This window comes from Candidatus Omnitrophota bacterium (genome assembly GCA_028699255.1).
Lineage (GTDB): Bacteria > Omnitrophota > Gorgyraeia > 2-01-FULL-45-10 > 2-01-FULL-45-10 > FEN-1322.
Window position 1 is genome coordinate 98,965 of record JAQVUX010000008.1, and the last position, 15,384, is coordinate 114,348.

At 47.5% G+C, this 15,384-nt stretch carries 1 protein-coding gene; it reads right to left on the minus strand.

Annotated elements, in window-relative coordinates:
* Positions 1-54 precede the first annotated feature (54 nt).
* A complete protein-coding gene (locus PHS46_07305; GenBank protein ID MDD3906313.1) occupies positions 55-15,249 on the minus strand; it encodes a HEAT repeat domain-containing protein in 15,195 nt (5,064 codons plus the stop codon).
* Between the last annotated feature and the right edge of the window lie 135 nt (positions 15,250-15,384).

Consider the following 15,384-nt stretch of genomic DNA (forward strand, 5'->3'; position numbering starts at 1 on the left):
GACGGGTTAGTTAAAAAACATTGCTATTTCCACCCCGGGGTGGAAAATATAGTATTACGCCGCGGCGGCCAGTACTAATATCGCCGCGCGATACGTCTCTAACTCTTCACCGTAGTTTATGGGCAGTGTCTTGGGCAGATACCTGAACATGCCCGTCCTGGAGTCGAATATAACACCGGGCAGTATGCTGTCCAAAGCGACGCTTTCTATAGGCGCGCCTTCGGTGAGTTTAAGTATCTTGAGCAGTACCTCATATGTATCCATGGTCATGAGGATATTTCTGCCGTTTATCGTTATCGGTTGTATCTCGAGAGTTACCGCAAGAGACGAATCTATGTCTTTGAACTCACCCTTAGCCGTTCTGATACCTATATTGACAGCGTTGGGGGCCTTCGACTTTACTTCTTTAATTATCTCTTCGTAGGTTTTGCCTGTCTTGCTTACGAACCTGATGTTATCGAAGTTGCCATTGTAGCCGGACTCTACCAGGAACCTCTTTGCCTGAGCTTCGTCTTTGAATATATCGCCGTGGATGAAGACATTGGTTACGCCTAAGCTTTCTGTTTTATTGAGATTGCGGCCGTATGACCGATCCTGCACCGCTACTTCTTCAGTCGTTGAATGGATAACGCTCTTATTTATGATATGGGGCGCATTCATACCTTTGTAGAGCTCATCCTGAGTGTATTGAGACTGGCCCGCGACAGCGTTCTGTTGCAAGGCTACGAGCCCCGCTAACCGTGCTATCTTCTCTTTTTTAACCGAATCTTTGACGGCTTCGCCTACCCTTAAGAATATCTCCGCGGCGTTCAAGCTCATGGCGTCATCACCGAGGATATCTTTAATGAGGTCGGTTATCTCTTTTACCAATGCCCTGTCTATATTGGCTGTAGCCAATACGCCGGAATAGTTTGTGGCGAGCTTCGCTAATAGGATGTGCTCTTTTATGGCTTCCCCGGAGATATCATTATCTATGAATATCCTCGCCGTGCCTCGATCAGCGGACTCATCGGCGAATACTGCGATATTATCGACGGTTACTACTTCGTATTTACCGCCTGCCGAGCTTAAGATCGTTTCGATAGCCGCCTTGCGGGCAGTGATTGCCGAGGGCGGTATTCCGACGGTGATTTTCGTTGGAATGGCGGGAGCGTTTACGCCGAATATCTTCTCTGCCTCAAGTCTTGTATTTTCTATGGCGCGCGATACACGGGTCAAGTCTTCCGTAATCTTAGTAGGGATGCCGGTAGGTAAACTGATGACCGACGTCGTGCCGGTGCCGAAAATGAACCCTTTTACCGCGCTCCAGGCGAGGTTAATCCACATCGCAAGGCGCGGGAACATCGTAACCAGGATAAAACCCATGAACATCGGCCCAGCCGCAACGCGCGGATGGCGGGCTTCGGACACAGTTTTTGACTTAACAGATTTAGCGGTAAAAACTTCAGTGAAGACTTTGTAAGCCGACTCATGGTTTATACCAAGCATATCCGCAAACCTGCAAATTTGTATTTTGGCATCGGAGATATCTGCATATAAAACGCTACCGTCATTATCCTCTTTACTTTCAAGCATTATGGTATCGTAATCGAAGAATGTCTGCCAATTACAGTTGTGGCCGCTAAATACCGAGCCGTATTTGTTATGGCATGTGCCATTAAGTTTCTTATGTACTATATAAATAAATAGAGCGCACCTGGCCGCGAAAGATAATAAAATCTTCTTTTTATCTTCCTCCGAAGGGATCTTGTTGCCGAATACATGTTTGAGAGTGTTGGTTTTATTTAGCTCGAGCATCCTCCTGTTGGAAAATACTCTATAGATATATATGACGGGATCGTTCTCTTCTTCATGTTTAAGGGGAATACCCGCGATCTTGAGAAAACGCTTTATAGGAATAAAACTAAGCTTAGCCTGGCCATTGGATTCCATCTCATACGCGGGCAGGTGCGTCGGACGAGCCATCGCTATGGGAGCGCGGAACATGCCTATGTCGATACCGTATTGCGCCGCGGCGGTATAGACAGGGTCCCCGGTATTTTTTAACTCTTCGAATTCCTTCCTTAGCAGGCCGTCTTTGTCCATACTCGCTTCGCTCGCCGGCAGGCCGCCGTATAAAATATGAGGGGTTTCTCCTAACTTAATATTCATTAATCTTTTAATGCCGGAGCCATCCTTCCTATAAAACGGATGGGATGCGCCTTCGCCTTTATAAATAACGTCTCCCGCCTCCGAATAGAATACGAGCGACCTGTTATTTATCGGTTCTTCGTCAAGACTGATCGGCAGATCGTATTTATAGAGAGGGTTTTTGAACACAAAGTAATACCTGTTCCCTCTTTTCACTATCCGCCCGGCTTTTACTTCCGCATTAAATAAACTTTTATCCGCTATCTTAAGACGGCTGACCGGCACGAAAAGATACGGCTTTAACGTTTCCGGGTCAGGACCACGCTCACAAGCCATAAATAAGCTTTCATCGGCAACGCCTGACAGGTCTTGAACATTGAAATTGATCTTGTTCAGGGCCACTCTCGCCATCACGCGGACAATCAGGTTTTCATTATCCAATGCCTCCTTGAGAGCCGAAACTGCGGCTGATACGCCGTGGCCTATCTCGGCGAGGACCTCCACAACTTTACAACTGACAATAATCGATTGGGACTTTTTCAATATCCGAACGAGGGCGGGGACGGCCGCTTTAGCAGACGGGCCCATTTCGCCGAGGACGGCTACGATTGTCATAATGCGGCTATCCGTGGCAGAGTATTCCAATATATTGATAAGGATCGAAACTGCGTCGTCGCCAATCTTTACAAGGGCTATCGTGGCTTCCCGGCAGACATTTATGTCAGGATCATCTAACGCCTTGGTAAGAGCGGGGACGGCCGCTTTGGCGTCCGCGCCTATCTTACCGAGGGCTATTACTGCTTCCCGACGGACATTTATATCATGATGTTTTAATGCCTTGGTAAGAGCGGGGACGGCCGCTTTGGCAGACGGGCCCATCATACCGAGAACTATCGCGGCCTCCAGGCCGACATATGCATAAGAAGCTCCCGCTTTGGCAGGCGAATCCATCTCGCCTATGGCTATTGTGGCTTCATACCAACCTCCTGCATTAGCATCTTCCAGTGCCGCAATAAAAATAGAAATTGCGGCGGGATCGATCTTTACAAGGGCTATTGCGGCTTCCTGACGGATGTTTATGTCATAACCTCTTAATGCCTTAGCGAGGGCGGGGATGGCCGCTTTAGCAGACGGGCCCATCTTACCGAGAGCTATTACAGCTTTCCGACTGACATCTTCATCAGGATCTTCTAACGCCTTGGTGAGGGCTGGAACAGCCGCTTCCGCAGGCGGGCCCATCTCGCCGAGGGCTATTACAGCTTCCCGGCGGACGTTTATGTCATGATGTCTTAACGCCTCAGCGAGGACAGGAATGGCCGCTTTAGCAGACGGGCCTATCTTACCGAGAGCTATCACGGCTTCCCGGCGGACATATGAATAAGGATCTCTTAATGTTTTAACAAGGGTGGGAACGGCCACTTTGGCAGGCGCACCTATATTACCGAGGGCTATCGCGACTTCCCGGCGGACTCCCGCGTCAGTATCTTCCAATGCCTCGGCCAAAACAGAAATTGCGGCAGGACCCTTATTCGTAAGAGCTGTCGCGGCTCCATGACGAACATCTGCGTCATGATCTCTTAACGCCTTGGCGAGGGCGGGAACAGCCGCTTTCGCAGGCGGGCCCATCTCGCTGAGGGCTATCACAGACTCCCAGCGGGTCCTTCTATCCTGAGATTTTAATGCCCTTATCAGAGCGGATATCTTCCCGGCTCCCGAAGGAAACGCTAAAACCGCGGCAAGGGCAAATCCTAACATGAAAGCTGTGTTCCCAAGCCACATCGTGCCGGTGTTATTTAAATACGCCTCTGGAGCCGCGGCGCCCATCAGTACCGTGAGAAGGCCCGCGCCCGCGATTGTAAACACTATCTTTTTTAACACGTTCCGCGTTATCGCTAATTTTTGGACCAATCGCTTTACGAAATCCATGGGCACTGTGAATAGTAATACAAGCGGTGAAATAATAAGCAGTGCGGCTTGCGAGATTATGGGCGCAACCTGTTCCAGAATCATATCCCCTAACGGCGCCGGTGAAGCATTTTTAACAACGGGCATAAAATATTCCGTGAAAGTTATGCCAATAGAGGCCGTTCCCATAGTAGCGACAAGCGCTGTGGTAGAAATTCCGGCAAGACTTATCATCATCACTCCGGAGCCTGGACGGCTGATGGTTTTCTTTATTATTGTCGTTAGCCACGACCAAAACCCGGAATGATAAGCCGGGGATACTGACTGCCGGACTTTAGCTGATACGGTTTCCACATGTTCATCAAAAGCATTTCGAATCTCTTGAGTATAAAAACTACGCATTATGACAAGTGACGGATGATTATCGAATTCGCTCAATACTTTTTCATGAACATCCTCTTGCATGTAGAACAGTATTTCACTGGCTGTAACTGCAATTGCCAACATTATATCGTCTGGAATAAACGAGTCAGAAATCCCGGCATAAATACAGGCCGCTTCATCCAGTGCGCTAAGCGCTATTTGCGACAAATTTTTATGCCCGGCAAAAAACTGCGCCTTTAAAATAAGAGTCGCCGCCTCCCTTTCTATATTCCTGATCTCATCATATATAAACTTTGCCGGAGGCGGACGCGGAATACTGCTTTCGATTTTCCATAGTTCGGTGGCAGTGAAAATACCGATTTGAATAATATGCAAAATGTATGCGGCAAGTAGCGTGAAGACCGATGCCGCAAGCAATGTAACGAACGCGGGGGTATAGCCTAACGCATACGCCACGATCGCCGCAAGAGCGGCTGTCGCGGCAGTGAGCTCCAATAAAGCTTGTCCTGGCCTGGCGGTATGTTTCGCGGCGCTGGCAATAATTTTTTTGTGCCCGTTAAATCTTGCTCTCTTGATTTTGGCGGCGGCTAATTCTTCCGGCGTCTTTTTTTCATCTGATAATGCTTGTGCCACTTCATGCGGGCCCATACCGTGAAAAGCCAACTCGCTTATTGATGCGGGGGTTCTTATATCAAATTCCCTTAAAATAATTTTACCGTAAGGCGTCTTTCGAAACTCGTCCATCACGCTTCGAACCTCAGGAAGCTGATTCGCGGTGAGATCCGCAAGCGCTCTTTTGAACTCTTCACGATCGTTCCTCAGCAACCAGTCCAACCGGTTCGCGGCAACCCTATTATTCGAAATCATCTCATATTTGGAGCGCGAACCATTATTGTCCGCTATCCACCCGATGACTGTTATCAGATTGTTGTAAGTTTCCGAGCGCATGATTTCAAATATCTGCGGATCATTAACACGAAAATATTCCATCCGCTCATACTGTATGTGGTGCAACCCGAACGGCGTCAACTGCTCATCGACTTTCCCTTTCTCTTCAAGCGCACCCTCTACCCTATCCGCAATCTCCGAAGAAAACATAATATCCGATTGATCACAATAGTCGTTCAGGATCTGGAGATCCCCGTAATGCCTATTCTCTATAAACCGTTCGGCTTCCCGGTCAGCCGCTTCCTGCGTTCCTATGTGCCCGTATTTAAACATGACATTGCTTACCCCTACGCGCATGGTCCTCTCGTAACCGAGCCATACTTTTATGCGGGTCAAGCCGCCGACGGATTTCACCATACGGCTTAAGTCTTTATCCAGATTGACGGCATCTTTGCTTGGAAATGGCTGAGCATCCAAATCGCGCTGTGTATCTTCAACCCAATCCTTCAGCTCCGCATCATTTTTCGGAAGGCGTTCATTTATCATCGTATAAAGTTTTTCGCAGACGGCGCGCCAGGTCGGATCAGAAAACTCCGGGCGGGCTATTACGGGCTCCTTCTCTCTCCCACCCGCCTTCTTCATCGTCGAAAACCCGAGGTTTTTACCTTTTGCTTGCTCGGATTCCACATATCTATTAATACGGCGATGATATGATATGGAAAGCATGGCCATTATACCGGCAATGAATGGTAAAAACGCCGGGAGCCCAATGAACGGAAGGACCAGCAAGGCCATAAAGCCGCCCTGTAAGGCGACCCTGCGCGGAGCCCAGAAAAGATCATGGCGATTTTCTTTGGAAAGCGATTTTATTGTGAGAAAAGTGCGGGAGAAGATATTTCTGCCTTCCAGCCCAGGAGGAGCCCTGACATCCAGCGCGTGCGCGAATACAAACGCCACACCCGCGGCAACCAGCAGTCCGATAAATATACCGGCATTCAGTACAGGCATATTGTGATTGAATGTATTGAGTAAGCTTAACGCTGTAAGAGGCACGCCGACTTTAATAGCCTCCTCCACCCTCGGTGCCACAACGAACGGATCGTACCCTATCCCCGTCCGCGGTTTGATGTGTGCGTCCCACCAGTCGCCGATGAGGCGGATGGAGGCCGCCATCATATTATGTCTGGCCCTATATTCTTTTGAAAATCTTTTAAACTCTATCGCCCGCAATGCTCTGGACTCTATAAGACGCTCAAAATCTCTCACCGCGAGATCAAGCGCATCGCTCATATCCGGTAGCATTGCCGGATCCGTAACGGGTTGAACATCTTTGAACAGCTCAAAACATTCTTTCACCGTCGTATGCCGGATCATCTCTTTTAACCGCGGGATAACGCCCATATTCGACGTTACCGATATTCGCGGATGTATCTCCTTTAAACGCATAACGAAAAAAGCAAATCTGGGATTCGATGCCGGTTCGCCGCAAAAACCGAGATCTTTACCTTTGGCCTTGGCCTGTTCGGCTATATAAATCAACCTGCCGAGTACCGTAGGATTTAATGTGCTGAAGTATTTTTCAAACTCGGGGAGATCCCTGTCGGCTCCCGGGAGAGATTCTGTATAAAAATCGTTCATGCCCACTTTCATGAAATCGAAATAATCGAAAAGCTCTGCCGCCTGGGCGGCGGCATCCGGGGTTTCGAACATTCCGCCTATTTTTATACCCTCTATTTCTTTCGCAGGTACTCCTTCGGCTATGAGCTCCTGTTTAACGCCCTTTATGAGAGCGTCGATACGAGGAATATAAGCGGCAGATACCATCGGGAAAAGTATCTCGAGATTCTTCTTATCGCTGGAGGCGTATGCTTTCATAATAGCCCGTAATTCTTCGCGCACAACCTTCCGGCCTTCATTCTCCGGACTTTCATTAAAGTAATATTCGCAACCGCCCAGCCTGGTAGCTTCGAGAGTCATCGGTTTCTTGTCCATGCGCATATCGATAAGACGTATGGTAAGAGGTTCGCCCGGCTTCATGGCATCAGATGCGGTATTAAACAGCTTTTCCATCTCTTCTTCGGTCGGCCTTTGTGCGGCGTCATAAAGCCACTCAAGCCTGTATAAACCGGTACCGAATGCGCCATTCTGCCTGGCGGCTTCGATCTGGCCCAGATTAGCGACGTCCGCCAATACCGTAAGCTCCGCCGCAGTATCTTTTGTCCGGGCGGGCGATGCGGCCCTGGTCTTATAAAACGCTTCTCTTTCCTTAAGCCGCTTACTGACCCTTGCGTATCCGGCCATCGTCCGTTCCGAAGGATCTTGTATGACAAGCCCGTTAGCCGCGTCGACAATCACCGGCCTGTTCGCTTCTAATCTTTTGGTCGCCAGCACAAAACCTTCCGCGTCTTTCACGTGCGCGCCCGGGATTATTATGAATCCCGCCTGCCTGGCCGCGACCGTTACATGGGCCGTACTACTGCCAACGGGCGTCACAAGAACCTTGACATCGGGCCTGTTACGTTTTATCCTCCACACCTTCGCAGGATCAATACTATCGCATATCAATACTATACTATCGCCATCGCATGAAACATCTCCAACGTATGCGCCTTCTATTATCTCCGCTATCCGTGTCGCGGTATAACGCACTCCGAATTTCATGCTTTCCTTTTCCGCCGGCGGGATTTCTGATCTTTGATTGATATTGGACTCCTCAAGTTCGGCAAGTTCGTAAACTGCGCTTACCGCTGTTATCTTTTGTGAAGCTATAAGATGCACTGCCGTTTCCTCGAGGTCTTGCACAAAAGGCTTAAAATAATATCTGTTGCCGGAATCCATCTCCTGCCTTATCTGGATAAGCGCCTCCTTAAGTCGTGTTTGAGCGGAAGTAACTCTCTGAGCTAAAACTTCAGGGGCAGGCCTGCCTACATCGAGTGAGTGAATACCATGCAGATGAATCAGCATATTATTATACACATTGTACCCATCATTTTGCGCACTCGCGAAATGAGCGTTTCCTTTAGCTATGGCCTTTTCGGCTGAAAGCCGCATAATCGCGGCCTTTTTATATATGATTGAGGCGGCTCGGACACACCTTTCGCCTTCGGCCCCCGCTACACCTTTTATCTGGTTTTCGATCCCTTTAAATTCGTTAATAATCCCGCCCTTACCTTCAAAACCATAAGTTATAATCTCAAATCGTTCTGCGTACTCCTCCTCGCCGCGATTCCTGAATGATGCTATTATATTGGCAAGCTCCTGCTCAACCTTACGGCGGGCATTCCTGAAAAGCTCGAGTTCCGCAGGTATATCCTCAGGGCTCAACTGCTCCCGGTCATTCATTATCTTCTCTGCCGCATCGGCAATCTTATTTAAAAATTCTGTTTGATCGGGTAATTCATCCATCGCTTTCGCAAAAACAGCGTCAAATGACAACTCGCAACGCTTCCATCTTTTCCTTATAAGCGATATCGTATCGTCCGTCAGCCTTTTTATTATTTCAGACGGGGCAATATTATCAGGGATTTTTTCCATGACACTTAGAAAATAACCTATCTCCTTTTCTATCTTCAATTCACGCACGTGCGGTTTATCGCTGGGAAGCACAACCGATGTCATGTATATATCCATGCCATGTATCGTGTGCAACTCGTCTGTGATCCCAAAAACTATCTCCTGTCTGCTTGAACCTGCGCCTTCTATAACAGCTTCTTTATTTTCAACCGCGTTTATATCTATACCGAGAAGATTTTTTCTTAAAGATTCGATTCCATCTTCCGGGATGGGAGTATCTATTACAGGCGCTCCAGCGGCATCCGCCCGGCACGCCTCTATTACCATAACGATGGCATCTCCGTACTTGTAATGCCACATCGAGACCCAGGCACCGACGTCTTCCACGGCCTTAGTAACTATAGGTACCAGCCCTTTGGCATTCTTTATCACAAGCATTATATCCGTATGCCCGACAAGTTTACCCGATTGGTCGCGGGGATTAAATATTTCCAAACCAAACCCGGCGTCATCCTGCAATGACTTATAATGCCGGTACGCCGTCAACATTTGATCATAAATACGCCCGAAATCGGCCTGCGTCCTATGCTCATGAGGCATTGATGCGGCGAATCCTTCCAGAAACTTGCGCGCTTCCGCACTTTCCTCGTTTATATCCGGTATCGCGAGTATCTTTGCTATAACTTCCTGTATCTTATCTTCAGTACTCTGCGGGCTGTTTGATGGAGCGGCGGCATTAACCGCAACGACTGCAGGCGCGGCCGGTTTTTCCAAAAACAAGACTGGGTTTTTCGCTTCCACCGCTACCTTCGGGCGGGACCATTCCCGCCATAGCATAATACCGGCGCGGACAACACCAAAAAGCAGTAAAGCCGTAAACGCTAATGTTATCGCATAATTTCCCGTCGACACAACCGGCCCATGCGGAGCGGTTTGCGCGCAACCGGTCGCAAGAGTTACTATGAACGCTATGGGTATTAAAGATACGAATCTGTTGAAAAATAGCGACGGCAAAGAAAATGGCACGGTAGCGGCCTTCCCCAAGCCCAGTTTTTCCATCGCCACTGCGGCGTTTTCCCTCGCATATATCCGGTTACCCGCCTGCGTCCAAGCCTTTAATTCCACACGAGCTACTTTTCCCGCCATATACCGCTCTTTGATTATCCGCCTTAAAATTACAATGGCCTTTTCCCTGTTACTTTCACGCATATCATGAACTGCGACTTCCACCAGCTTGGGTATGGCGGGAACTCCTATTTTTCTCAATTCAAAGGAGACGGTTTTAAAATTATCCCATGTTCTTTTTTTAAGCTCCTTAATGCTCTCGGCTATCGATGTAGATATACGCGCATACTTTTTGTCCCGCGCGTCTCTTATGCGTTGCCAGATAAGCATTGCTATTGTGAAAGCGATCGAGCAGACTATGCCTGCCGCCATATGATCGGAGCTTAGCGCGAATAGCGGTAAGACAGAGAAAATACTTGGGCCCTTTGACGGCTTTTCAGGCTCATTGGCGCCCATAGCCTCCGGCTTCGTGATGAGCGGATCCGGCAAGGGTTTCGTCAGGTCATTCCGAGTATTATCTATAGTGCTTTGCACTTGCGACGGCATCGATGACATAGCTCTTATCGCGTATGCCTTTAAAGGCGTTTCTTCAACCTCATCGGCAATAATATTTTGGCAGAAACGCAAAGCCGAATAGGTACCATTTCTATCAAACTCCTGAACTACAGAGAAAATTATATCGTATGATATACCTAATCTCTCATTTATATGGCGGACAAGTTCATTGTCGCGGGTAAATCTGACATATCCGCCCTGTGCGGTCAAATCCACAAAGACAGCGTCCGGAGATTCGGCATTTCCTTTTCTTACAATGAAATCGTTAAGAGTAATATCAAAAGGATAGCGTCTTGCCGTGTGCAGTTCACTAAACGACGCAACTAGCATTTCGCCAATATTGGCATTAAATTCCGTTATGCCGCATATATTGCTCAAGAAATTCTTTCTATCATTATCGAGTTCGACGCCATTCAATTTTGAAAGTTCACGGTTTAATCGTTGCACATCATCTGCCCTGACATTTCGATCGAGCATGAATTTTTCGGCAATGGCATTATAAACGAGTTGATCGTGATTATGATAGTAAAGCAGTTTCTTTACTATCTCTTTCTTGATTGCGCTCAATATGGCAGGCTTAACGGAGAGGTCTTCACCCTTATAGGATTGATTTATTAGCACTTCCTGCGCGGTAGGATTTCCGGACAAGATTCGTACCTTACAACCAAAATATACGTGATCATCGGTGTCCATATACAGAATGTTCGCCGGCAGGTACGGTGTCAATACGCACTGCGACTTTTGATACTCTGTTTTGGTCTCGGAGAATCCTACGATAGCAAAGGCTTTTTCGATAATATCAGGTGGAATATTTCTTTTTACGAGATACGCATATACGGCACCTACCCCCTGCTGTCTGACATAATCAATGTTAAGGAAATCGCTCCATGTAAGCCTATCCTTATATTCTTTAAAAATGCGCCTAAGCCGTGGCTCGATCTCATTTATAATGTCATGATAGTCTATGCCGCATTTTTTTAACTCGCTGTCATAATTTTCCAGCCTCATGTCGCGATATAGATAGAAGAACCTGGATGCTACGCACTCATAAGAATTGGAAATACTGGGATCTAGATTATACCCTCTTCTATATAACACTACGGAAAATTGTCGAACACCGTCAGGCGTATAAATACTTAACGTTAATACGTCTCTTCCCCATGGAGCTCTCGGATGACCTGCCGTCCTAACTTCGTCTATAGTAACTTTCTGCACTGTCTCTCGCGTAACTCCGAATTCTTTAAATTTATTGTAAAAAACGTTCGATGCTAAAATCTCATGCACCGCCATAATAATATCCGGCGTCATGTAGCGTTGAGCAGACGGGCGTTGTTCAACCATAAACGGCAATGATGCGGGAGCGGCCCCTATGGCTACCTGCTCTCCAGTGGGTATCAAAATCTTATCCCCTATGAGCGTATCTTTACGATTATATTTATTGTGAAAGGCAACGACTGCATTGTAAATAAGGAGGGATTTCAGATAAGCCCCTATTACGACTTCTTCGTTCTCAAACTGCAATTGCATGTCACTACTCAAAACAGGTTTCTTCTGCGGCGGGACCATTATAGGGTGCGGAACAAAATCTGCCACTTTTGAGACATTATCTATTATCTCCTTCGCCTCTTGCGTAGAAATCCCAAATACGGCACTGATATCTTTCTCCTTCAAGGTAGGATAGTCCGGCATGGACGAAACGCGCCACGATCGCGTGGCCCCGATGAATATTTTTACTTTTATCGGCCTCGGAGTATTGACCGTCTTTTTTTCAATGATATATTTTGTCACAAAATCAAATGACCCGTCCGCAAATTCATCGACGACGCACAATGTACTGTTCGGCTGAAGATTGTCCAATATGCCTGATGTTTCGTATTGGCGATAAATGGCGTTCAGAAGCTCGGCTATTGGCAGATAATTATTTATATCTTCCACTGTTATGTCCATCTTGGCCGCATTTATGGTATCTTTTATTTTGCCTGTAGCGGTAGCCGACACAGGAACGCCGTCTTTCATGCAAACCTTCCCAATCTCCGTTGATCTGTCATGTGGGCTTAATACGGTAAAATATTCTATCTTGGTACCGTCAGACATCCTGCGCGCCATTACATCTCTGACGCGGGATATGCCCAAAGTATGCTTTGCGCCGGTTACCTTGTCCCGCGCTATTATTTCGCATTCACCCATATATATAGTATCCAGGAAATAATTTACCACGGCATCCTCAAGCCATTCGTATGTCGGAGTCTCAAGGTTATCTTCACTATACCGCTCTACCATACTGTTAATAGTATGATTCATAATGCGCGCAAAAGATTCGCCAACGGTATCTTTAGAGATGAAAAATATATTGCCACGATCGGGATTACCTTCAAATAGATTCCCGATACTGAAAGTCTGGAAACAGCTTCCCGCCGCACGCGCCAAAAATACATACCGATCTGCATTCTGTCTCCGTACGAATTCAGCAAAGAACGGATTGGCCCCGGCAACCTTTTCCAGATCATTGTAAGAACATGCATTCTTTAGGCGGTCGGGATCATCGTATGACTCGATCTTTATAGCCTGCAGGTCGCCGTATTTGGCCGGATCTTTGACTATATTTATGAGGCCTACATTCTTCTGGGTACCGTCACCATAGAAGTATGTTTCGAGATTTTTGCGCTCGGCAGATCCGGGAGGCATAGCGTATAAATATGTTCCGACTCTTTCTTCAAGTTTCGCGATTATTTCGTCTTTGGTTAACTCTCTATAATTTGCGGTTTCTTCATCGAATTTAAAATCGCCGGTGCCCAAGGCCAGCCATATTCTTCGTAAATTACCGATATTTACATTTACATTAACGCATATCTCGGTTATGGATTCGAATTCATCTCTTTTCGTCACCGACACATCGGCGCTTATTCCCTCCTCATGCAACAACTGCGCTATCCTATTCATAATTTGAAGCATTCTTGTTTTATAGGGGCTTTCATTCCGGACTGTCAAAAATATTTTATATTCCGGTTTTAATAAAGCGCCGAGAGTAAAATACGTGTTTCTTTCGCGCTCCACTGTCAGATAATCTTGCGACGTTTCACCTTGCTCCGACAAACTCTCTTTGATCTCATCGTCAACCGCTTTCCATGCGAGGCCTATTATACTGCGTTGTTTTGCCGCAACAAAAGACGATGGCCTTATTCGCGCGGTCGCATTCCCATCGATATATCTGGGCACTGTATCGGTATCACCCTGCGCGAACCGTTGCGTTTTGAAAAATGCGGCCAGGAGCGCGATTGAAACAAGCAGGGCAGGTGCGCCGGGTCCCATAAGCCATTTATGTACGTCTCGTATGTCCACCGATGCGAGCTTTACCAGTACCTCCGAAACGATCGAGGGACAGTTCAGGTTGATCACGCCAAAGGCATGGAGAGCGACAAATACCGTCACGATCCCGGCAACTTCTAATGCGGTGATAATCCACAATCGGTTTTGTTCAGGTATAGCATTCCAACTAATTTCCTTAATGTCCGGCATAGTCCGGATAACATGATTTTTAAATGACCTTAATAACGACGAGATAGACAAACCGGCCTGCCCGGTTTCGACTTTTTTTGTAACACTCTCGGACGGAACGGCGCGGGAATCCGCGGCGGGAGTCGTGGGAATGTTTGCCGGCGCAGGGAGTTCGGATCTATCGGCAGAAGCCGGAATACGTTGCTCGGCGGAAACAGCCGGTTTTGGAAGCGTCGTTGGTTTAGCAATCTCCGGAGCGGCGGCTTTTGGCGTTTCGGCCACCGGTTCGACTTTCCGCGGCTCGAGTGGCTGAGATTGCTTTGAAACTTTTAATCTGCTTATTACCTCGGTTTTTATATCATCCTGATAAATCTTATACTCTTGAGGAATTACCGCATTACAGACCCTACCAATGTTATTTTCTGCATCGCCATTAAGTGTTTCGAGCCTCGTCAATACCGCTTTGATGAGACTTTCCTTTATATCTGCCGATGGCACTGGCGTCGGGGCAACTGTGGCCGGCGCACCGACAGGAGCCGCCACGATCGACGCGGCCTGTAATTTCTGCTGACCTGGGAATTCACTCGCTACAGTAGGCGTAACTCTGGTGGTCACTACTCCTGAGAAAGAATCCCTCAGCTCTTCAACAAAATAATACTGGGTTGATCCATCGAGCCCGGTATATTTCACCACAGATTTCGTGGCACCCTTGCTTCTGGCATCAATATATTCGATAACTCTGGCAATATTCTCAACATTGAATTCCCCTGTGGCGGGGAAGTTCGTCGTCGTCGCTATATGCTGGTCGCCTAAACCATCGTCACCCGTACAACCGCGTAGGTTACCTACGCGGTTACCTGCGCGGTTATCCGCTGTGTCTTTCGCGTTCCCCGTAATGACGGTCGAAGGAATTTCTTCCTCTTTCCGCAATGACGCGGAAGCTTCATACGCTCTCTTGTAGCTCTCGATCCACAGCTTCTTGACACTGGCGATGTCTTTACGCTCTATGGCCGCCTGGCCTATGGAGACTACTACTATCTCCTTAATAAAGCCTTCTATCTTCTTGGGGTCCTGGATGCCGTCTTTTAAGTAGTTATCGGTTAATAGCTGGTACTTACCCGATTCCAATAGCTCTTCGTAGTTGTCTTTCTTATTGGTCAGTATCGCTACGTATGGCCTTTCAGGCTTTGAGGCGTCGAACTTAGGCAGTATTACTAAATAGGAGGTCTCTTTCTGCTTTAGTAGCTCGGATATACCTTTGGTGTGGTAGCCGCCTGTGATAAGGGCCGCTACTGTCTGGCCTTCTTTATTCATGCGGGATATGGTGTTATTCAGGATGACGTTGATACGTTTCTCCGCGGTATTGTAGAATTGTATGGCTATGGGCAGATTCGAGAAGATGTTATCGAGGTCGTAACCATCGTCACCAGTACAACCGCGTAGGTTACC